Consider the following 19432-nt stretch of genomic DNA (forward strand, 5'->3'; position numbering starts at 1 on the left):
CCGAAACCAGCGGTGGCCCGCACCTGCTACGCCCGGCTCCGGGGCCCGGTAACGCTCTGGTCTGATGGACGCTTTGGGTGTTGCAGCCCGTGTTGCAGCCCGGACGGGGCAGGCCTTATATTAACTCTTCTTGATTGCATGACTGAAGTAATTGAAATCCGCCATTTGCGGGCCGACGACTATGAATCCTTTAACGCGGCCATGCGGCGCGCCTACCCCGAAATGGGCAGCTACTGGCCCGCCGAGTCGCTGGCGCGGCTGCGGGAGCTGTTTCCGGAGGGTCAGCTGGTGGTGACGCTGAACGGGGCCGTGGTGGCGGCAGCGCTGGCCATTATTGTAGTGCGCGCCAAGTACTCCGACGAGCACACCTACCGTCAGATTACCGGCGACTACACCTTCAGCACCCACGACCCCAACGGCGACACGCTCTACGGCATCGAGGTGTTTGTGGACCCCGAATACCGCGGGCGGCGGCTGGCGCGGCGGCTGTATGAGGCCCGCAAGGAGCTGTGCGAGCGGCTCAATTTGCAGGCCATTGCGTTTGGGGCCCGCATTGCCGGCTACCGCGAGTACAAGGAAACCATGACGCCCCGCGAGTACGTGCAGCAGGTAAAGCAGCGCGCCATCGTCGACCCGGCCCTCAACTTTCAGCTGGCCAACGACTTTCACCCGGTGCGCGTGATCCGGGGTTACCTGCCCGGCGACGAGGCCTCGGGCAACTACGCGCTGCTGATGCAGTGGGACAACATGCTGTACCACGAGCGGCCGGCCAGCGCCGTGGCGCCTAAAACGCAGGTGCGCCTGGGCCTGGTGCAGTGGCAGATGCGCCTCTACGATGGCCTCGAAGACCTGTTTCAGCAGGTGGAGTACTTTGTGGATGCGCTGGCCGCGTACCGGGCCGACTTCGCGCTGTTTCCGGAGCTGTTTCATGGGCCGCTGATGGCTGAAACCAACGAGCTGGCCGAAATCGACGCCATTCGCAAGCTCAGCCAGTTCTCGCCCGAAATCCTGCGCCGCTTTACGCAGCTGGCCGTGAAGTACCACATCAACATCATTACCGGCTCGATGCCCGAGCTGGGCGACGACGGGCAGCTGCTGAACGTGGGCTACCTGTGCCGCCGCAACGGCACGACCGAGCGCTACGAGAAAATCCATGTAACGCCCAACGAGGCCAAATACTGGGCCCTGAAGGGTGGCAACCGCCTCCAGACTTTCGATACCGACAGCGGCCGGGTGGGCGTGCTCATCTGCTACGATTCGGAGTTTCCGGAGCTGGCCCGCCTGCTGGCCGACCAGGGCATGGACATCCTGTTCGTACCCTTCCTGACCGACACCCAGACGGCCTACTCGCGGGTGCGGCACTGCGCTCAGGCGCGGGCCATCGAAAACGAGTGCTACGTGGCCATTGCCGGCTCGGTGGGCAACCTGCCCCGCGTGAAAAACATGGACATTCAGTACGCCCAGTCGGCCGTGCTCACGCCCTGCGACTTCTCGTTTCCCAACACCGGCGTCAAGAGCGAGGCCACGCCCAACACCGAAATGATTCTGGTAACCGACGTCGACCTGTCGATTCTCGATAAGCTGCGCCAGCAGGGCAGCGTGCAGAACCTGCGCAACCGCCGCCACGACGTGTACTCGCTCAGTTCGGCCGAGCTCATGCCCAAACACTAGGCAAGGACTCGGCCGGAAAGCGTCTGTCATCCTGAGCGTAGCGAAGGACCTATACAGAAGGTAACATCTAAAATTAGTATTGCTGTACAGGTCCTTCGCTCCGCTCAGGATGACAGCACTTCCTTCAGTTCCAAGCTCCTCACATCAACCGCCAATGCCCAACGCCACCGGCCCGGCGGCCGTAACAACCAGCGTGGGCGCTGTGCCCATCCTCACCTTAGCTCCTTCTTGCCATGTTTCGTTTCCTGACTGCCGCCGCTGTTCTATTGCTGGCCGGCCTGAGTGCCCCGCTCGCCACCCGCGCCCAGAACCGCCCGCTTACCACGCCCACCCGCTACCAGCCCACCGAGCGCATCAGCCCGGTGCCGGGGGTGGTGCTGCCCACGGGAGCGGGCCAGGGCAGCGCCCAGCCGCTGCCGGTGCCGGCCGTTGAGCCCAACGCCAAGCTGCCCATGCCCCAGGTGCAGTTCGGCCAGGTAAGCGCCGATTCGGTGCAGATGCAGCCGGCGCCAACTGTCCCCGAAAAACCTATACGCAAGCGGAAGCGCAGTTCGCGCATCCCCCGCCCGTAAGCGCGCCCAGCGCCAGCCCGGCGTAGCTTAAAAAAGGCGGCGCCCCGTCAGCCCCAAACCAGTGGAAAACCACTGCCCGGGGTTGTGGGGGCGCCGCCTGATCGTTTGGGGTGGTGGCCGGTTACTTTACTTTCACGGTACCATCGTCGGCATCCTGCTTTACTTTGTTGCCATCGGCGTCCTTTATCTTGATGTCGCCATCGGCCTGCTTCTTGATTTTGCTGCCGTCGTCGGCTTTGATGGTGGTGCCGGCCGGCAGGTCGGCGGCCTGTTCCATGGGGGTTTCGGGGGCGGGCGTGCTGGCGGGCGTTTCGGTGGTTTGCGAGCAGGCGCCGAGCAGCAGGGCAGTACTCAGCAGAAGCGACAGTCGTTGCATAACTAAAGGGAACGGGGAGAGAAAAGCCGGCAGCCCCGCGCGGGCGGCCCGGCTCCTGCATACGGAGCGGGCGGGCGCCATGTTGGCTTCGGGCCGGCGGGCGGCGTGGCGCCCCCGATTTGCCGGGTCGCCGCTTTCCGTAACTTTGTTTCCTAGCTCACTTACAATGCCCTCCGCTACCCCCGCCGAACTGCTCCAGCTTGCCTACCGCGCCGACCTCGACCTGCTGGTGGGCCGTTGGACCCACGAGCCCGACACGTCGCTGCTGCCCGCTGCTTACCAGCACCTGACCCGCGAGGCCCTGGCCAGCAACTGCCGCTACTGGCTGCAGGACATCCGTCGCCGCGTGGTGAACGACCCGCCCACCACCCGCTGGCTGCTGGCCGACTATTTCCCCGACATGGCCCGCCGCCTTGGTGGCCTGCGCGTGGCCTACCTCACCAGCCCCGCCCTGCTGGCTCACGTCATGGCCGACCCCGGCTTCAAGCCCCTGGAATACTACGCCGACAAACCCTACCAGGTGCATTTCTTCGGCGACGAGGGCGCGGCGGTCAGTTGGTTGAAAGAGGTGTAGAGACGCGACCCTTCGCGTCTCGGCGTTGCTGACGTTGTTTAGGTGAGCTGTTCAACCCCAAGACGCGATGGGTCGCGTCTCTACATCGTTCAAAATCAACTGATATGCTCACCCCCGAAGAAACCCGCCGCTACCGCCGCCACCTGCAGCTACCCGAAATCGGCGAGGCGGGCCAGTTACTGCTGAAGGCGGCGCGGGTGCTGGTGGTGGGCGCGGGCGGATTGGGCTGCCCGGTACTGCAGTACCTGGCCGCCGCCGGCGTGGGCACGCTGGGCATCATCGATGCCGATGTGGTGGAGGAGAGCAACCTGCACCGCCAGATCCTGTTCGGGCCCACCGACGTGGGGCGCCCCAAGGCCGCAGTGGCCGCCGAGGTGCTGGCGCGGCTGAACCCGCTGGTGGCAACCGAGGTGCACGCGCTGCGGCTCGATGTGGGCAACGTGCGGGCGCTGGTAGACGCCTACGACGTGGTGGTGGACGGCACCGACAACTTCGCCACCCGCTACCTGCTCAACGACGCCTGCGTGCTGCTGGGTAAGCCGCTCGTGTCTGGGGCCATCTACAAGTTCGAGGGGCAGGTGAGCGTGTTCAACTACCGGGGCGGGCCCACCTACCGCTGCCTGTTTCCGGTGCCGCCGGGGGTGGAGGAGTCCCCCAACTGCTCGGCTACCGGCGTGCTGGGGGTGCTGCCCGGCGTGGTGGGCACGGCCCAGGCCACCGAAACGCTCAAGGTGCTGCTGAACCTGGGCGAGGTGCTGAGTGGCCGGCTCTGGCTGTTCGACGCCCTCACGTTTGCCACGCGCACCCTGCGCTTTGCCCGCCGCCCCGAGCAGGCGGTCCTGCACCTGGGCACCGCCGACCCCGCCGCCTACGCCGAGCTGTGCCAGCCGGCCCTGCCCACCATCACGGCCGCCGAGCTGCGCCACGCCCTGGCCGGCCCCACCGCCCCGCTACTGCTCGACGTGCGCGAACCCCACGAGTACGGCGCCGGCCACCTGCCCAATGCCGTGTCGCTGCCCCTGAGCCAGCTGGAGGCCCGCGCCGCCGAGGTGCCTGCCACCGGCCCCGTGGTGGTATACTGCCAGGCCGGCACCCGCAGCGCCCAGGCCGTGGCCCGCCTGCAAGCCGGCCTGGGGTTGATGAACCTGCAAAGCCTCGAAGGCGGGATACAGGGATACGGGGAGGAGTTTTGAATTGGGCGGCGGGCAACGGCGCGTAAGCCCCAGCGGGGCGACATATCGGTAGTAAAACCCGGGAAGAAAGGTTGTAAAGCCCCAGCGGGGCGACACAACTGCCTCAACGATGGGTGTCGCCCCGCTGGGGCTTTAGCTCCGGTATCTCGGTTTCCTTCTACCGATATGCCGCCCCGCTGGGGCTTTGCTACCTTTCTTGCCGGGTTTTACTACCGATATGTCGCCCCGTTGGGGCTCATGCCGGGCGCCCCTGCTCCACCGGCATCCGGCCTGCGGCGAGGCTGGGGCCGGGGGTGCCCGGTGCCGCTGTATCTTGCGGCCCTTACGCCGTCCTTATGCCCCTCACGCCCACCCAACCCGAGCCAACCGCCCCGCTCGCCGCCCGCCCGCCCATCCGCTTCGACCGCAACGAGCTGGCCGGGGCTTTCGGCGACCTGGGCACCGACCTGCCCCTGCTCATCGGCGTAATTGCCGCCTCGGGCCTCGACAGCGCCGGGGTGCTCATCATGTTCGGGCTGATGCAGCTGTTTTCGGGCCTCTGGTACGGCATGCCCATGCCGGTGCAGCCCCTCAAGGCCTTCGCGGCGCTGGTTATTGCCCAGAAAATCCCCGGCCGCATCATCTTCGGGGGCGGGCTGGCGGTGGGCGTGGGCATGCTGCTGCTCTCGGTTACGGGCCTCATTGATGGGCTGGCCCGCCTCGTGCCCAAACCCGTTATCCGCGGCATCCAGTTCGGGCTGGCCTTGCAGCTTTCCACTCTCGCCCTCAAGCAGTACGTGCCCGCCGACGGCCTGGGGGGCTACGCGCTGGCCGCCGCGGCCTTTTTAGTGACGGTGGTGCTGCTGGGCAACCGCCGCTGGCCCGCCGCGCTGGTGGTGGTCAGCCTGGGCGTGCTTTACGGGCTGGTTTTCAAGCTCGATTTCAGCGCGGCCCAGCAAGCCCTGGGACTACGCCTGCCCACCTGGCACGTGCCGCAGATGGCCGACATCCTCACCGGCGCCGTGCTGCTGGCCCTGCCCCAGATTCCGCTGTCGCTCGGCAACTCGGTGCTGGCCACCCGCCAGGTGGTGCAGGACTACTTCCCCGAGCGGCCCGTTACGGTGCGCAAAATTAGCTTCACCTACTCGCTCATGAACCTGGTGAACCCGTTTCTGGGCGGTTTCCCGGTCTGCCACGGCTCGGGCGGCATGGTGGGCCACTACACCTTCGGGGGCCGCACCGGCGGTTCGGTGGTGATTTACGGCGGGTTGTTTCTGGTGCTGGGTTTGTTCTTCAGCCAAGGCTTTCAGCAGCTCGTGCAGGTGTTCCCGCTGCCCATTCTGGGGGTGCTGCTGTTCTTTGAGGCCCTCAGCCTGGCCGCCCTGCTCCGCGACATCAGCGCCGAGCGCGCCCACCTGCTGCTGGCTTTGCTCACCGGCATCCTCTGCGCCGGCCTGCCCTACGGCTATCTCGTCGGCCTCACCATCGGCACCACCTTGTACTACGCCATGCAGCGCGGCTGGGTAGGGCTGGGGAAGTAGGTTTGTTGAGTGGCAACGTCCACCCCACCCCCCGGCCCCCTCCCCTCCGGGAGAGGGGGTGCGTTCTGAGAGAACAGTTCTTGCGTCAGGCTCCCCCTCTCCCGGAGGGGAGGGGGCCGGGGGGTGGGGTGAACACACGAACTAATCCAGCTGGTGCGGGATGTGCTGGCGCTCGGGGTCGGTGGCGGGGCGGCCGAGGCGGTAGCTGACCGAGAGGACGAGGTTGTTTTTGGCGGCGGTACTCTGGGGGGTGAAGGTGCCGTTGCGGTTGTTGGCGGCGGTGTAGTTGGCCTGGTTCACCCAGCCCGCCTGCAGCGTCCAGTGCTCGTCGAGCTGGTAGCCGGCGCCGGCGTACACCCGGTTGCGCTCGAAGAACGGCCCGCGCGGATTGAAGAACACCTCGTCGTAGGCGCTCAGATACAGCGTGCGGGGCCCGATGCTGGGCTGGTTGAGCGGCAGCACGGCGTTGAAACGGTAGCGCATGCGGGTGCGGTAGTCGCGCTGGCCGGGGGGCGTGATGTCGTCGCGGAAGTGGTACCAGCGCTGCTCGAAACGGTAGCGGTGCTCCAGCTTGAGGCGGGCGGTAAACTGCGTGAGGGTGAGCTGCTGCCACAGCCGCCCCTCGGTGTTGAGCGGGCCGGCCTTCAGGTCGCGGTAGTCGGAAGTGGCGTAGCGGCCGCCGCCCAGCAGCGCCGAGAAATTCTTGGCCACCTCGTAGCTCACGCCGGCCTTCAGCTCGGAATAAAAGAAGCGACGCAGCATAGCGTCGGAGCGGGTTTGTACCTCGGCGTAGCCACCCCAGCCGCGGGGCCCGGCGGGCAGCACCACGGTGCCCACCAGCCAGGAGCCCCAGCGCCGGTCGGGCACGGCGTTGGTCTGGGCCCTGGCGGCAGTGCCGGTCAGCAGCGCACCAGCCAGCAGGGTGCGGGTAGTGGCTTTGGCAGAAAGAAGGGAAAGCCGGTTCATGCCCCGAAGGTAGCGGGCGGCGGCTACTTGCGAGACTATGGGGCCGGCCGCCGGGCGGTGGTCCGCTGCGCTGCGGGCTCACACACCCACGCTTCCGGCAACCGCACGGCCCCGCCCAGCCAAACTGGCCTACCCCCCAATCGTGCTCATCGACTCGAAATTGAGCTGGTGCAGGGGGCGCTGGCTTTCGGCCTCGAAGCCGTTGGCGGCGCGGTGGCGGAAGGCGTGGCTGAGGGCGGCCGTCAGCTCGTCGTCGGGGGCACCGTTGCGCAGCAGGGCCCGCAGGTCGAGCACGCCCTGGTCGTAGAGGCAGGTTTTGAGGCCGCCCTCGGCCGTGAGGCGCAGGCGGTTGCAGGTGCCGCAGAAGGTGCGCGAGTAGGCCGCAATAATGCCCAGCCGGCCCTGGTGGCCGGCCACGGTGTAGTGGCTGGCCGTGTCGCCGGGGCGGGTGGGCACGGGCACCAGCTCGCCCAGATTCAGGGCTAGATGCTGCCGGATGCGGTGGTGGTTCCAGGGCAGCGTGGCGGGCGTGGCCTCGTGGCTGCCGCCATTAAAGGGCATCTCCTCGATAAAGCGCACCTCCACGGGCAGCTCGCGGGTCAGCTTGGCCAGCGGCAGCAGGTCTTCGATGTTCTGCCCGTCCATCACCACGGCGTTTATCTTCACCCGAATATCAGCCGCCAACAGCGCGTACAGCGTGTCGAGCACCCGCGGCAGCTCGTCGCGGCGGGTGATGGCGGCGAAGCGGGCCCGGTCGAGCGTGTCGAGGCTGAGGTTGACGGTGCGCACGCCCAGGCGGGCCAGCGCGGGTACGTGGGGAGCCGTGAGTACGCCGTTGGTGGTCAGGCTGATTTCTTCGATGCCGGGCAGCTGACTCAGGCGCTCCATGAACGGCACCAGGTCGCGCCGCACGAACGGCTCGCCGCCGGTCAGGCGCACTTTGCGCACGCCCAGGCCGGCCAGCAGGCCCGTCAGGCGCAGCATTTCCTCGTAGCTGAGCAGCTCCTGCTTGGGCAGGTACTTGATGCCTTCTTCGGGCATGCAGTAGAAGCAGCGCAGGTTGCAACGGTCCGTCACAGCCAGGCGCAGGTACTCCAGGGGCCGGCCGTGGTTGTCGTAGAGCACCGGCCGCGGGGCCGCCGCACCAGCCGCGGGCAGATTAGAAGAGGCAGATGGAGCGGCGGTAACGGCCATGAGGAAGCGAAAAAAGGCGCGGGTATCAGAACAAACGTAACACCGGCGCCGTGGTTTGGGTTTGCTCTACGTACTATTGCCCCATCAGCCCGAAACGTTATGCACTTAAATATAGCCCTGTTTGGCATAGCCCGCGAAATTGTGGGCCAGCCAACGCTCGAAATAGATGTTGCCGCCGGACAGTCGGCCCGCGGCCTGCTGGCCGAGCTGCACGCCCGCTACCCCGCCCTGGCGAGTCTGAGCAGCCTGGCCGTGGCCGTCAACAACGAGTACGCCGCCGATGATGCACCCCTGCACGAGCGCGACGAAATAGCCCTGATTCCGCCCGTCAGCGGCGGGTGAGCCTTCAGCTGTGAGTTTTCAGTAAGCAGCACGTCATTCAGAGCGAAGCGAAGAATCTCGCGTGCTGACATTGAGCAGCTAGCTCAGCGACTTCACGCGAGATTCTTCGCTTCGCTCTGAATGACGTGCTTTTCCCCAGTCGTCCTATTATGATTCACATTGACCTCACCGACCAGCCCATTGACGTAGCCGCTGCCTTGCGCAGCGTGGAAGCCGATGGGGCCGGGGCCATCAACACGTTTATCGGCACGGTGCGCAACCAGAGCACCGGCCGCGCCGTGGTGCGCCTGGAGTACGAGGCCTACGACAGCATGGCGCTGCACCAGCTGCGCAAAGTAGCCGAACAGGCCCAGGAGAAATGGCCCATGCTGCAGGCCGTCACCGTCATTCACCGCAAAGGCACCCTGCACATCGGCGACGTGGCCGTGGTGGTGGCCGTGTCGACGCCGCACCGCGCCGAAAGCTTCGCCGCCTGCCAGTACATCATCGACACGCTCAAGCAAGTCGTCACCATCTGGAAAAAGGAATTCTACCTCGACGGCGACGTATGGGTGGCGGCGCATCCGTAGGACTCTGCGAGTCAATTATGGATTTTGAATTGGCCGTTAAACGGTGCTCTTACGGGACATTCAACGGCCAATTCAAAATCCATAATTCTTAATTCAAAATTGATTTCATCACCTGCTCCGCCTCCTCCGGGGTGTTCACGTTGCGCAGCTCGGCGGGGGCGGGCGGGGTCAGCAGCTCGATGTCGGAGTTGATGAGCGTTTTGCGCGGGCAGCTGTAGCCCAGGGCCAGAAAGCGCAGCAGCTGGCCGTAGCTGGCGGGCTCCCAGATGGTGATGAGCGGTTCGGGCCACTCGTTCTCGGGGCTCTGAAAGGTGGTGGCGAGGCGCCCGGGCTGACGGTTTTCCACGAGGTAGCCCAGCGTGGTTTCGGACAGCAGCGGCAGGTCGCAGGCTACTACCAGCCAGGCGGCGTTGGGGTCGAGGCGAAAGGCGGAGAGCAGGCCGCCGAGCGGGCCCAGGTCGAGGAACGAGTCGGGCAGCGGGCGCAGGCCGGCGTAGTCGAGCTCCTGAACCTGGTCGGGGCGGCAGGAAACGTGCACGTCGTGGCAGAAAGGCGCCAGCAGCTCGGCGGCGTAGGCGCGCTGCTGCTGCTGGCCGTGATAGGCGAGCTGGCCTTTGTCGTGGCCCATGCGCTGGCTGCGGCCGCCGGCCAGCACCAGGCCCCGCAGCGGCGGCGCGGCGGCGTGCCACTCGCGTAGCACCAGTTCGGCCAGCGCGACCGTATCGGCCAGCGGCAGCACCGGCACGGCGTTTCCGGCGGCTTCGGCTTGGGCGAGGTGGGCGCGCAGGTAGGCGGGCACTTCGGTTACGCCTTCGGGCAGCAGCAGGGCGCGCACGTCGGTCAGGCGGTCGAGCTTTTTGTCCAGCGGCTTGGCCTGGTCGAGGATGACCAGCTGCTGGCGGGCGCGGAAGTGGTTGCCGTTCACCAGCGCCAGGCTCTGGTGGGCCAGCAGCTCGGGCTGGCTGAACTTATCAAGCGGCCGGCGCACATCGAGGCGGGCGAAACTGATGTTGTCGGTCAGCTCGGCACTGGCGCCGGCGGCCAGCATGCCGGTTTCGGGAGCGGTACCGTTGCGTGCGGCGTCGGCCGCGGCGTGGTCGGCATCCACGTAGGCCACCCGCAGCGTGGAGGCCAGCAGCGGCAGCAGCCGGGCCGCCAGCTCCTTGATACGGCCGCAGGGCGCGCCCAGAATGGCCAGCTCGTGGCGGCCGAACTCGCCGAAATCGGGCCGGGCCAGCGCGGCGTGCTTGCGGCGCGAGGCCGCGCCTGCGGGGGCGGCCGGGTTGATAGCGGGGCCGGTGGCCGGGGTTGTTGGGTTAGGCTTCATGCTGAAAGTCGCTTTTGCCGCCGGTTTTGCTGAGCAGGCGGGTTTGCTCAATAACGATGTCGTGCGAGAGGGCCTTGCACATGTCGTAGATGGTGAGGGCCGCTACCGAGGCGCCGGTCAGGGCCTCCATTTCGACGCCGGTTTTGCCCGTTACGGTGGCCGTGCACTCAATCAGCACGGCCGTGGGGCCGTCGGGCTCAATGGTTACCCGGCAGTTGTCGAGGCCCAGCGGGTGGCACAGCGGAATCAGCTCGGAAGTGCGCTTGGCCCCCATGATGCCGGCCAGAATGGCGGTCTGGAACACGGGGCCCTTGCGCGTCGGCAGGTCGCCTTCCTTCACCAGGGCCATAATTTCGAGGCCGAGCACCACCCGGCTGCGGGCCACGGCCACGCGGCGGGTGGGCGTTTTGGCTCCCACGTCAACCATAGCGGGCTGGCCGGAAGCATCGAGGTGGGTGAGTTTAGCGGAATCGGGCATAGCGAAGGCTGGCAGGTGGAAACGAATAAACCGATAAGTTCGGTACTTGGCGGTTATAATTGCCACCGCCCCCCTGTCATCCTGAGTATTCCGCGAATTGAGCGGCGACGAAGGACCTATACAGAAGGTAATCTAAGGTTAGCATTGCTGTAAAGGTCCTTCGCAAGCTCAGGATGACAGCCTCTTTACGCCGGTCCCTGTCATCCCATCCGCCCATGATTTCCGTTGCTGAAGCCACCCGCCTCGTTGCCGCCACCACGCGCCCGCTGGGCACCGAGCTGCTGAATTTGCCGCTGGCCGCCGGCCGCATCCTGCGCGAAGATTTGCGGGCCGACCGCGACTTTCCGCCCTTCAACCGGGTGGCGATGGATGGCGTGGCGCTGCGCTACGATGCCCTGGCCGCCGGGCAGCGCGAGTTCTTCGTTGAAGCCACCCAGTTTGCCGGCCAGCCCCCGGTCGCTACTCCCGACCCGGCAGCGGCCGTTGAAATCATGACCGGCGCGGTGCTGCCCGCAGGCCTCGACACGGTGATTCGCTACGAGGACCTCACCTTCCGAACCGATGCGGCTGGCCACCGCCACGCCACCGTACAGGCCCTGCCGCCCCGCGCCGGCCACAACGTGCACACCCGCGCCGCCGACCGCCGGCAGGGCGACCTGCTGCTGCCCGCCGGCACCCGCCTGGAGCCCGCCGAAATGGCCGTGGCCGCCACCATCGGGGCCGCCACGGTGGCAGTGGCTCGCCGGCCGCGGCTGGCCGTCGTCAGCACCGGCGACGAGCTGGTGCCCATCAGCGAGCAGCCCGCCGCCCACCAAATCCGGCGCTCCAACGGCCTGATGCTGCAGGCCGCCGCCTGGCAGGCCGGCGCCGAGGCCGACAGTTTCCACTTCGACGACGACCCGGCCGCGCTGCGCGGGGGCCTGCCCGCGCTGCTGGCCGGTTACGATGCCGTGGTGATGAGCGGCGGCGTGTCGATGGGCAAGGCCGATTTTCTGCCCGAAATATTGCAGGAACTGGGCGTGACGCAGCTTTTCCACGGCGTGGCCCAGCGGCCGGGCAAGCCGTTCTGGTTCGGGGCGCAGGCCGGCGGGGCAGTGGTGTTCGCGCTGCCCGGCAACCCGGTGTCCACGTTCGTGAATTTCTACCGCTACGTGCAGCCCTGGCTGCGGGCCGGGCAGCAGCCCGCCGGCGCGGCTGGGGCCGTCGGTGGCCCGGTGCCGGCCGTGCTCACCGCGCCCGTCGAGTTCAAACCCACTCTCACCCATTTTCTGCTCGTAAGCCTGGAATCCGGCCCCGACGGCCGCTTGCTGGCCACGCCCGAGCGGGCTGGCGGCTCCGGCGATATGGCCAGCCTGCTCACCTCCAGTGGCTTTCTGGAGCTGCTCCCGGAGCTCAGCCAATTCCCCGAAGGCAGCGTGCTACCCGCGTGGCGGTTTCGGTGAGGTGGCGCATTGCCGTTCATTGTCATCCTGAGCTTGCGAAGGACCCATACAGAGGCTATTATCTGATGTTAGCTTTTGTATAGGTCCTTCGCAAGCTCAGGATGACAGCGAACGGGAAACTCACACATTTCACCACTTCTCTACTGCACCACCTCGAAATCGTGGCCGCAGTGGAAGCAGTGGCACTGGGGGTTGTCGGGGGCCATCAGCCAGAAGCGGAGCTTGACGAACAGGTTGTCGGCGGGGCCGGGCTCGTGGCGGCACACTACGTCGTGGTGGTGGCAGCGGGGGCAGCGGGTGGCGGCTGCGTCGGGGGCATCCGGGGCCGTTTCAGCCGCGGGGGCGTCATCGTCGGGGGCCACGGCGTACATGCGGGTTTGCTGGGGGTGCAGGGCTTCGCGGGCCGCTTCTACGTCGGGGGCGCGCACATAGAGGCCTACCTTGCCGAAGGCCGGGCCATAAGGGCGGCTCTCGTTGCTCAGAAAACACGGAATCCCGGCCGCATCGAGCCGGGTGCGGGCCAGGTGAGCGGCAATGGAATCGGTGAACGAGTCGAGCAGCACAATGGCCGCCGCTTCGGAAGGAACATCTGCCGACATAAAGCAAGGCGCGAAACAGGGAACCCACTAAACAACCGCGGCACCCGTTTGGGTGCCGCGAAAGGTACGAATTAGGAGCCGGCGGCCGGCTTACTTGAACAGGTCGAGGGCCTTGATAAACGTCTGCGACACGCCCCACAGCAGCGGGATGCCCACAAAGGCCCAGGCCAGGAACACAGACCCACCCGAACTCGGGGTTTCGGGCGCGGCGGAAGAAACAGGAGGCTGATTCATATGGATGGGAAGTGAAGTGGCGAAAGGTGAGAAAAGAACGTGTCATGCTGAGCGCAGCCGAAGCATCTCGCATGCTGACTCTGCCAAAGTGGCCCTTACGTCAGGGTTAGCGTTGCACGCGAGATGCTTCGACTTCGCTTTGCTGCGCTCAGCATGACACGTTCTTTCAGTAACAACTGGCAACCGGCAACTTAATGCCCGCCGGGCTCGGCGTCAACGGGGCCTTTTTCGTTGTACTTCTCGTTTACGGCCGTCACAGCGAAGTTGGCCAGCAGGCCCACTACCAGCAGGCCGGCCATGGTGTAGAACACCGTTTGGTAAGCGGCGGCGCCGGTAAAGCCCTCGGCCTTGCGGCTCTCGTGCAGGAAGTTGACGATGAGCGGCCCCAGCACCCCGGCCGTGCTCCAGGCCGTGAGCAGGCGGCCGTGGATGGCGCCCACCTGGTACTTGCCGAACAAATCAGAGAGGTAGGCCGGAGCCGTGGAGAAGCTGCCGCCGTACATGCTGATGATTACGCAGGCCGCGGCCACGTACAGCGCCAGCTGCAGGTTGTGGCCCAGCGTGGGAATAAGGGCATACAGCACGATGCCCAGCAGGAAATAGATGGCGTAGGTGGTTTTGCGGCCCATTTTGTCCGAAGCCGACGACCAGAAGAAGCGGCCCAGCAGGTTGAACAAACTCAGCAAACCCACAAAGCCCGCCGCCGCTGCCGCCGTTACGCCCCGGCCCGCGCCCAGGTATTTGTCCGAAAACGTGTCCTGAATCAAGGGAGAAGCCGTTTCGAGCACCCCGATGCCGGCCGTTACGTTGGTGAGCAGCACAATCCAGAGCAGCCAGAACTGCGGCGTTTTCAGGGCGTTGTCGGCCGACACGTTGCCGCTGGTAATCAGGGCGCTGTGCTGAGGGTTGGGCACGTAGTTTTCCGGCGCCCAGTCGTCGGCCGGCACCCGAATAGTCCAGACGCCGAACTGCATGAACAGCAGGTACACCACGCCCAGCGTGAGGAAGGTAGCCGCCACGCCCAGCGAGCCGGTGCCGCTGGCCTTGAAGTGGTCCATGAGGGCCACCGACAGCGGCGAGGCAATCATGGCGCCGCCCCCAAAGCCCATAATGGCCATGCCCGTGGCCACGCCCCGGCGGTCGGGGAACCACTTAATCAGCGTACTCACCGGCGAAATGTAGCCGATGCCCAGCCCGATTCCGCCCACTACGCCGTAGCCGAAATACACAATCCAGAGGTTGTGCAGATGCACGCCCAGGGCCGCAATAAAAAAGCCGCCGCTAAAGCACAGCGCCGAGGCCATCATGGCCTTGCGCGGCCCCACGCGCTCCAGCCACTTGCCAAATATGGCCGCCGAGAGGCCCAGCAGTACAATGGCAATCGAAAAAATAACGCCCAGCTGCGCGGGCGTCCAGTCGGCGGGGGCGGGGGCCGCGGGGTCGCCGCTGATGAGGGCGCCCAGCGGCTTCTTGAACACGCTGAAGGCGTAGGCCTGCCCGATGGCCAGGTGAATTGCCAGGGCGGCGGGCGGAATCAGCCAGCGGTTGTAGCCCGGCCCGGCCACAGTGCGGCTGCGGTCCAGTAACGATGCTTCTGCCATAAAAGAGGTGGTTTGGGAGTGGGAAGAACGAACGGTACCCTGCCTCTACGCCGACGCCCCCGGCGGGGTGCTACCAGCGTAGAGGTCAATAAGGTAGACGTCTGCTACGGGGTTTAGACCACTCCGGGCCAACTATTTTTTGGAAAATTGCTATAGCCGGCCACCAGCGCAGGTCCTGCCGCCTACTGTTCAGCGGGCCGCCGGCCCAGCCAGCCGCGCACACCTCTTGCCCGCGCCGACTTCAAAAAGTCCTGGATGCCGTCGGCTATGCGCCGGGCCATCTGCTGCTGTTGGGCGGGGTCGGAGAGGATTTTTTCGTCCTCGGGATTGGAAATAAAGGCCGTTTCCACCAGCGCGTTGGGGTAGTCGGTGGGGCCGTTGAGGGCGAAGTTGAAGTTGCCCACCAGCCCCCAGCCCGGCAGCCCGGTTTGCTGCATGCGGCCGTAGAGCGCCGCGGCCAGCGGCCGGAACGCCACGTAGCGGTAAAAGGCGCTGGTGCCGCGGGCCGCCGCGCTGCCCGCCGAGTTCACGTGCACGCTCACCAGCAGCGCCGGCCGCTGCCGCTGCAACAGTGCCACCCGCTGGGCCATATCCAGGCTTTCGTCGGCGGTGCGCGTGAGCACCACTTGGGCGCCCCGCCGCTCCAGTTCCTGCTGCAGCTGGCGCACAATGGCCAGGGTGAGGTCTTTTTCGCGGGCCCCGCCGGCGCCCACCGCCCCCACGTTGCTGCCGCCGTGGCCAGCATCGAGGGCCACGCGCAGGCCGCGTAGCTGCAGCCGGGCCGGCGGCCGGGACACCCGCACAACCAGCGTGTTCTGCTCGTAGCCGAGGTGGTAGCCCCAGCTCTGGCGGTGGCGCAGCGGCAGCACCAGCCGGAAAATATCGGCCTGCGGCTGCTCGTAGTACACGGCGCCCAGGGCCTGCAGGCCGGTTCGCTGGGTTATCCAGTTGGTGTTGGAAGTAGCCCCGAACACGTCAATCACCAGCCGGGTGGGGTTTTCCAGGATTTGCGAGCGGTAGGGCAGGCGCTGGCTGAGCGGTACGCGCACGTAATCGTAGGCCGAGTCGCCCTGCACGCTCCACGAGCCGGTGAGCGAGGCGGGCACGAAGCCGCCGGGCGGCAGCAGGCGGGCCCGCTCCAGCGGCAGCCAGGCGTAGTGGCCCTCGGCCAGCCGCACCCGGTACTGGCCCGCCACCCGGCCCACCACGTGCAGCACCACCAGCGAATCGAGGTAGCCCAGCTTGGCCCCGCCCAGCCGGTCGTCGCCGAGGCCGTAGTTGAGGTGGGCCAGCGTGGTGCGCGTAACGGCCAGCAGCGGCTGGTCGGGGCTGAGCAGGCGCACGGGCGCGGGCGTGGGCAGCGAGTCGCGGCGGCCGTCGGGCAGGCGCAGGTGTAGCCACAGCGGCCGGCCGGCGGCCCCGCCCAGCGTGTCGGCGGGCTGCACAACGTACGTTGCCTGGTACACGCCCCGCTTCCCGCCGGCCTGCGCAGGCGGCAGTTCTATAAGAGGGCGGCCGTTAAGAAAAGTGGCCCGGCCACCCGGCGCGCCCGTCAGGCGCACCTGCAGCGCATCGCCGGGGCTCAGCCACAACTCGCCGGCCGGCACCGTTTCGGCTTTCTGAATTAGGCGCTGGGCCCGGGCAGGGGCAGCCGGCAACTGCAGGGCGCAAATCAGCAGGGCCGCCCACCGGAGGGCCGCCGAGAAAGGTATGGTCTGCCGCATCATCACGAAGAAAAGAGGGTTCCGTGCGCCGCCCTGACAGGTGGCTACTTGTTCTTCACGGCCTGGCCCAGGTCTTTCACGTCGCGGCCGGTTTCGAGGGCCGTAAACTCGGTTTGCAGGGCCCGGATGTGCAGCTCGTCGCGCCCCTTGATATCGAGGCGCACGGCCCGGAATTGGGCGTTGAGGCGGCGGCTGACGGCCGTGGCGTAGTCCCAGTCGCGCTGGCTCCACTGCTTGCGGCGGGCGCGCACCTGCTGCATAAAGTGCACAAAGGCCGGCTCGATGGTGGCGGGTGTGAGGCTGCTGATGGTGGCGTAGGGCCCCAGCAGCTCGCCGGTGAGGGCCAGCTCGGCGGCGGGGTCGAGGGGCTGGCGGTTGCGGACGCGCGAAACGGAATCGAAGCGGGCGGCGCGGCGGCCGGCCACGCGCAGCTTGTCGGCGGCGCGCTCGGCCAGCGTGTCGAGCTTCTGGGTTTCGCGCTCCACCACCTCCTGCCGCTCGCGCGGAGTCGAGTCGCAGGCAGCAAGCAGGCCGGCGCAGGCCAGCAGCGAAAGCAAAACGGGCGTTTTCATGCCCCAAGGTAAAACCTATCGGGCAGACTGCGGCCCGGCTCTAGACCGGCAGGCCTACCGGCCGGCCAGGCGGAAGGTGAAGGGCACGTCGATTTTCGACACCACGGCGCGGCTGCCCAGGCGGGCCGGAATCCACTGGTCGGGGATGCTGCGGGCCACGCGCAGGGCTTCCTCGTCGCAGCCGGCGCCAATGCCGAGCAGCACCTGCTGGCTGAGCGCGCGCCCAAGCGTGTCAACGGTAATTGTGACGATGACGCGGCCCTGCACGTTTTTGGCTTCGGCGGTGGCCGGGTAGTTCAGGCGGCCCGTGTAAGTGGCCAGCTCGGCATCGCCGCCCACAAAGAAAATGGGGTGGCTCAGCCGCTCGCGGCCCCACTCCCCGCTGGCGGCGCGCACCGGATACAGCACGTCATCAAAGGGCCGAAAAAACACCAGCCGGCCGGCCGAGTGGTCGTATTTCTGGGTGATGACCTGCGAGCCGTCGCGGGTGGTGGCGTAGTATTCCCACACGCCCGTTTTCTCGCCCTTTTCCATCAGGCCGCTGCCGGTGGCCGTTTTGCGCAGCTTCTGGGCCGGGGCCGAAATCGACAGCAACAGGCCACAGGCCAGGCTGAAAAGGAACGCGTGTTTCATAGCAGAAGCGCTGGGCAGAACGGGAAGCCGAAAGGCGGTGGAGCCAGGAAAGCCCACCATTTCTTTAGTGCAAATTTAGACACCTTCAGCCGCCAGCCCAAGCCACGACCTGAAATACAGCACGAATCCTACTCAATAGCCTCTCCATCCAAGACGGGCCGCCTTGAACCAGCTGCTTCGCTCTTGGCTGCGCAGCCTATTTTTCACCGAATAGCACAAAGAAACGAACTACTCCAACTCCTCGCGCAACGTGCGCAACTGCGCCTGCAAACCGGGCCAGGCGGGGCACAACTGCTCGATGCGCTGCAGCACCCGCAATGCGCCGCGGGCGTCGCCGAGGGCCCGTAGCATGAGTGCCTGCCCCGAGAGGGCGCCGAAGTGGCGCGGCTCGCGGCGCAGCGTTTCGCGCACATCACGCAGGGCGGCCTTGTATTCGCCGCGCACAAAGTAAGCCGTGGCCCGCTTGTTCCAGCCCTCGGCATAGTCGGGGGCCGTTTCGATCAGGAAGGTGAACTCCTGAATGGCCAAACCGTAGTCGCCGGCCGAAAGGGCGCGGATGCCGGTTTCGAGGCGCTTGTCGAGCAACGGGTGGCCGGCCGCCAGCCAGATCTGCCAGATGCCATCCTGCAACGTCTCAATTTCGGCCGGCGCCGTGGCCTCGCGCAGGCGGCTGAACAGGTCGTCGAGCATGCGGTGATTTGGTGAAATGGTGAGTTGACGGTCAGGCCGCCTTGTTGGCGGCAAGTATAAAGAACGTCATTCAGAGCGAAGCGAAGAATCTCGCGTGCATTCGTTGAGCTACTACTACAACATCAGCCCGCGAGATTCTTCGCTTCGCTCTGAATGACGTTCAACTCCCTATTTCACCACTCACCAGTTCACCTTCCTAAAACAGCGCCGCGGCCACCTGGCGGATGCTGTCGGACTTGCCCATGCTGTAGTAGTGCAGGCAGGGCACGCCGTGGGCCATCAGCTCGCGGCTCTGGTTGATGCACCATTCCAGCCCGATCTGGCGGGCGGCGGCATTGTCGGGGGCCAGGTGCACGGCGTCGGCCAGGGCTTCGGGCAGGCTCAGGTAGAAGGAGCGCGGCAGCATGGTGAGCTGACTTTTGGTGGTGAGCGGCTTGAGGCCGGGGATGATGGGCACCGTAATGCCGGCTTCGCGGCAGCGCCGCTCGAAGGCAAAAAACTGCTCGTTGTCGAAGAACATCTGGGTCACGATGTACTCGGCGCCGCGGTCGACTTTGTGCTTGAGGTAGCGCAAATCGGCGCCACTGTTGGGCGACTCGAAGTGCTTTTCGGGGTAGCCGGCCGTGCCGATGCAGAAGCTGGTGGCCGAGGTATCATCCTGCTCCTGGTCGAGGTAGGCGCCCTTGTTGAGGTCGGCTACCTGCCCTATCAGGTCGCAGGCGTAGGAGTGGCCATCGGCCTCGGGCACGAAGCGGCCTTCGCTCTTGATGGGGTCGCCGCGCAAAGCCAGCACGTTGTCGATGCCCAGAAAGTGCAGGTCGATGAGGGCGTTTTCGGTTTCCTCCTTCGTGAAGCCCCCGCAAATCAGGTGGGGCACGGTATCGACGTCGAAGCGGTTTTTGATGGCCGCGCAGATGCCCACCGTGCCGGGCCGGCGGCGCACGGTTTTCTTTTCGAGCAGGCCGTTGGGATGCTGGTGGTACACGTACTCCTCGCGGTGGTACGTCACATCAATAAACGGCGGCCTGAACTCCAGCAGCGGCTCGATATTGGTGAAAAGCGTCTGGATGTTCTCGCCCTTTTTGGGCGGCAGCACCTCGAAGGAAAACAGGGTTTTGCCTTCGGCGCGGGACAGGTGTTCGGTTACTTTCATTG

Annotated in this window: 21 protein-coding genes; 8 read left to right on the plus strand and 13 right to left on the minus strand. The window is 66.2% G+C overall.

Going from position 1 to position 19432, the window contains the following annotated elements:
• Positions 1-138: 138 nt before the first annotated feature.
• Together H145_RS0110960 and H145_RS0110965 are read left to right on the plus strand one after the other, a co-directional pair.
• A complete protein-coding gene (locus tag H145_RS0110960) occupies positions 139-1671 on the plus strand; it encodes a bifunctional GNAT family N-acetyltransferase/carbon-nitrogen hydrolase family protein (protein WP_019948193.1) in 1533 nt (510 codons plus the stop codon).
• Positions 1672-1904: 233 nt separating this feature from the next.
• On the plus strand, positions 1905-2243 hold the full coding sequence (locus tag H145_RS0110965; RefSeq protein WP_019948194.1) for a hypothetical protein: 339 nt from the start codon (positions 1905-1907) through the stop codon (positions 2241-2243).
• 121 nt (positions 2244-2364) lie between these two features.
• Here the strand turns inward: H145_RS0110965 and H145_RS0110970 are convergent, their stop codons facing one another.
• Positions 2365-2619 carry a hypothetical protein gene (locus H145_RS0110970; protein WP_019948195.1) on the minus strand — a complete coding sequence of 85 codons (255 nt, stop codon included), beginning with the start codon at positions 2617-2619 and terminating at the stop codon, positions 2365-2367.
• Between the two features lie 166 nt (positions 2620-2785).
• Between H145_RS0110970 and H145_RS0110975 the strand changes: the two genes are divergently transcribed.
• The 3 genes from H145_RS0110975 (at position 2786) to H145_RS0110985 (ending at position 5906) form a co-directional block, all read left to right on the plus strand.
• On the plus strand, positions 2786-3193 hold the full coding sequence (locus tag H145_RS0110975; protein WP_019948196.1) for a hypothetical protein: 408 nt from the start codon (positions 2786-2788) through the stop codon (positions 3191-3193).
• 104 nt (positions 3194-3297) lie between these two features.
• Positions 3298-4386, plus strand: coding sequence for a HesA/MoeB/ThiF family protein (gene moeB, locus H145_RS0110980; protein WP_019948197.1), 1089 nt, complete (start codon positions 3298-3300; stop codon positions 4384-4386).
• Positions 4387-4721: 335 nt separating this feature from the next.
• Positions 4722-5906, plus strand: a complete 1185-nt coding sequence (locus H145_RS0110985) for a putative sulfate/molybdate transporter (RefSeq protein WP_019948198.1) — start codon at positions 4722-4724, stop codon at positions 5904-5906.
• A gap of 141 nt (positions 5907-6047) precedes the next feature.
• Here H145_RS0110985 and H145_RS0110990 read toward each other — a convergent pair whose 3' ends face one another.
• Both H145_RS0110990 and moaA read right to left on the minus strand, forming a co-directional pair.
• Complete coding sequence (locus tag H145_RS0110990; RefSeq protein WP_019948199.1) at positions 6048-6872, minus strand: DUF2490 domain-containing protein; 825 nt, start codon at positions 6870-6872, stop codon at positions 6048-6050.
• A gap of 129 nt (positions 6873-7001) precedes the next feature.
• Positions 7002-7997, minus strand: coding sequence for a GTP 3',8-cyclase MoaA (gene moaA / locus H145_RS0110995; protein ID WP_019948200.1), 996 nt, complete (start codon positions 7995-7997; stop codon positions 7002-7004).
• Positions 7998-8165: 168 nt separating this feature from the next.
• Between moaA and moaD the strand changes: the two genes are divergently transcribed.
• A complete protein-coding gene (gene moaD, locus H145_RS0111000) occupies positions 8166-8408 on the plus strand; it encodes a molybdopterin converting factor subunit 1 (protein ID WP_019948201.1) in 243 nt (80 codons plus the stop codon).
• Between the two features lie 149 nt (positions 8409-8557).
• Entirely contained in the window at positions 8558-8977 is a 420-nt protein-coding gene (locus tag H145_RS0111005; RefSeq protein WP_019948202.1) for a molybdenum cofactor biosynthesis protein MoaE, read from the plus strand.
• Positions 8978-9065: 88 nt separating this feature from the next.
• Here the strand turns inward: H145_RS0111005 and H145_RS23725 are convergent, their stop codons facing one another.
• Positions 9066-10304, minus strand: coding sequence for an NTP transferase domain-containing protein (locus H145_RS23725; RefSeq protein ID WP_019948203.1), 1239 nt, complete (start codon positions 10302-10304; stop codon positions 9066-9068).
• Positions 10294-10782, minus strand: a complete 489-nt coding sequence (gene moaC / locus H145_RS0111015; RefSeq protein WP_019948204.1) for a cyclic pyranopterin monophosphate synthase MoaC — start codon at positions 10780-10782, stop codon at positions 10294-10296. Before moaC ends, H145_RS23725 begins: the two co-directional genes overlap by 11 nt.
• A gap of 215 nt (positions 10783-10997) precedes the next feature.
• On the opposite strand from moaC, the gene H145_RS0111020 reads away from it, so the two are divergent.
• Positions 10998-12224 (plus strand): molybdopterin molybdotransferase MoeA, encoded by a 1227-nt coding sequence (locus H145_RS0111020; RefSeq protein WP_019948205.1) that lies wholly within the window; start codon positions 10998-11000, stop codon positions 12222-12224.
• 140 nt (positions 12225-12364) lie between these two features.
• On the opposite strand, the gene H145_RS0111025 is transcribed toward H145_RS0111020, so the two are convergent.
• The 8 genes from H145_RS0111025 to metF all read right to left on the minus strand — a co-directional run bounded on the left by H145_RS0111025 (position 12365) and on the right by metF (position 19430).
• The gene (locus H145_RS0111025; RefSeq protein ID WP_019948206.1) at positions 12365-12823 is read right to left on the minus strand and encodes a putative signal transducing protein; all 459 of its coding nucleotides are present in this window, start codon (positions 12821-12823) and stop codon (positions 12365-12367) included.
• A gap of 90 nt (positions 12824-12913) precedes the next feature.
• A complete protein-coding gene (locus H145_RS24495; protein ID WP_169513182.1) occupies positions 12914-13057 on the minus strand; it encodes an MFS transporter small subunit in 144 nt (47 codons plus the stop codon).
• A 191-nt stretch (positions 13058-13248) separates the two neighbouring features.
• Positions 13249-14658 carry an L-lactate MFS transporter gene (locus H145_RS0111035; protein WP_019948207.1) on the minus strand — a complete coding sequence of 470 codons (1410 nt, stop codon included), beginning with the start codon at positions 14656-14658 and terminating at the stop codon, positions 13249-13251.
• A gap of 182 nt (positions 14659-14840) precedes the next feature.
• A complete protein-coding gene (locus tag H145_RS20935; RefSeq protein WP_169513183.1) occupies positions 14841-16382 on the minus strand; it encodes an N-acetylmuramoyl-L-alanine amidase in 1542 nt (513 codons plus the stop codon).
• Positions 16383-16426: 44 nt separating this feature from the next.
• Positions 16427-16954 (minus strand): hypothetical protein, encoded by a 528-nt coding sequence (locus H145_RS22785; RefSeq protein ID WP_019948209.1) that lies wholly within the window; start codon positions 16952-16954, stop codon positions 16427-16429.
• A gap of 54 nt (positions 16955-17008) precedes the next feature.
• On the minus strand, positions 17009-17587 hold the full coding sequence (locus H145_RS22790) for an energy transducer TonB (RefSeq protein ID WP_019948210.1): 579 nt from the start codon (positions 17585-17587) through the stop codon (positions 17009-17011).
• Between the two features lie 228 nt (positions 17588-17815).
• On the minus strand, positions 17816-18277 hold the full coding sequence (locus H145_RS20950; RefSeq protein WP_019948211.1) for a tetratricopeptide repeat protein: 462 nt from the start codon (positions 18275-18277) through the stop codon (positions 17816-17818).
• A 196-nt stretch (positions 18278-18473) separates the two neighbouring features.
• Positions 18474-19430 (minus strand): methylenetetrahydrofolate reductase [NAD(P)H], encoded by a 957-nt coding sequence (gene metF / locus H145_RS0111060; protein WP_019948212.1) that lies wholly within the window; start codon positions 19428-19430, stop codon positions 18474-18476.
• Positions 19431-19432 lie beyond the last annotated feature (2 nt).

The sequence above is a fragment of the Hymenobacter aerophilus DSM 13606 genome, from assembly GCF_000382225.1.
In the GTDB taxonomy this organism is placed as follows: domain Bacteria; phylum Bacteroidota; class Bacteroidia; order Cytophagales; family Hymenobacteraceae; genus Hymenobacter; species Hymenobacter aerophilus.

What these genes read in the sequence shown, in the direction of transcription:
- H145_RS0110965 (WP_019948194.1), top strand. Translation starts at nt 1,905, where the DNA reads ATGTTTCGTTTCCTGACTGCCGCCGCTGTTCTATTGCTGGCCGGCCTG.
- moaC (WP_019948204.1), bottom strand. Translation starts at nt 10,782, where the DNA reads ATGCCCGATTCCGCTAAACTCACCCACCTCGATGCTTCCGGCCAGCCC.
- H145_RS0111005 (WP_019948202.1), top strand. Translation starts at nt 8,558, where the DNA reads ATGATTCACATTGACCTCACCGACCAGCCCATTGACGTAGCCGCTGCC.
- H145_RS0110975 (WP_019948196.1), top strand. Translation starts at nt 2,786, where the DNA reads ATGCCCTCCGCTACCCCCGCCGAACTGCTCCAGCTTGCCTACCGCGCC.
- H145_RS0111020 (WP_019948205.1), top strand. Translation starts at nt 10,998, where the DNA reads ATGATTTCCGTTGCTGAAGCCACCCGCCTCGTTGCCGCCACCACGCGC.
- moeB (WP_019948197.1), top strand. Translation starts at nt 3,298, where the DNA reads ATGCTCACCCCCGAAGAAACCCGCCGCTACCGCCGCCACCTGCAGCTA.
- H145_RS24495 (WP_169513182.1), bottom strand. Translation starts at nt 13,057, where the DNA reads ATGAATCAGCCTCCTGTTTCTTCCGCCGCGCCCGAAACCCCGAGTTCG.
- H145_RS0111025 (WP_019948206.1), bottom strand. Translation starts at nt 12,823, where the DNA reads ATGTCGGCAGATGTTCCTTCCGAAGCGGCGGCCATTGTGCTGCTCGAC.
- H145_RS0110985 (WP_019948198.1), top strand. Translation starts at nt 4,722, where the DNA reads ATGCCCCTCACGCCCACCCAACCCGAGCCAACCGCCCCGCTCGCCGCC.
- H145_RS0110970 (WP_019948195.1), bottom strand. Translation starts at nt 2,619, where the DNA reads ATGCAACGACTGTCGCTTCTGCTGAGTACTGCCCTGCTGCTCGGCGCC.
- H145_RS0110990 (WP_019948199.1), bottom strand. Translation starts at nt 6,872, where the DNA reads ATGAACCGGCTTTCCCTTCTTTCTGCCAAAGCCACTACCCGCACCCTG.
- H145_RS23725 (WP_019948203.1), bottom strand. Translation starts at nt 10,304, where the DNA reads ATGAAGCCTAACCCAACAACCCCGGCCACCGGCCCCGCTATCAACCCG.
- H145_RS22790 (WP_019948210.1), bottom strand. Translation starts at nt 17,587, where the DNA reads ATGAAACACGCGTTCCTTTTCAGCCTGGCCTGTGGCCTGTTGCTGTCG.
- H145_RS20950 (WP_019948211.1), bottom strand. Translation starts at nt 18,277, where the DNA reads ATGCTCGACGACCTGTTCAGCCGCCTGCGCGAGGCCACGGCGCCGGCC.
- H145_RS0111035 (WP_019948207.1), bottom strand. Translation starts at nt 14,658, where the DNA reads ATGGCAGAAGCATCGTTACTGGACCGCAGCCGCACTGTGGCCGGGCCG.
- H145_RS20935 (WP_169513183.1), bottom strand. Translation starts at nt 16,382, where the DNA reads ATGCGGCAGACCATACCTTTCTCGGCGGCCCTCCGGTGGGCGGCCCTG.
- moaD (WP_019948201.1), top strand. Translation starts at nt 8,166, where the DNA reads ATGCACTTAAATATAGCCCTGTTTGGCATAGCCCGCGAAATTGTGGGC.
- H145_RS0110960 (WP_019948193.1), top strand. Translation starts at nt 139, where the DNA reads ATGACTGAAGTAATTGAAATCCGCCATTTGCGGGCCGACGACTATGAA.
- metF (WP_019948212.1), bottom strand. Translation starts at nt 19,430, where the DNA reads ATGAAAGTAACCGAACACCTGTCCCGCGCCGAAGGCAAAACCCTGTTT.
- H145_RS22785 (WP_019948209.1), bottom strand. Translation starts at nt 16,954, where the DNA reads ATGAAAACGCCCGTTTTGCTTTCGCTGCTGGCCTGCGCCGGCCTGCTT.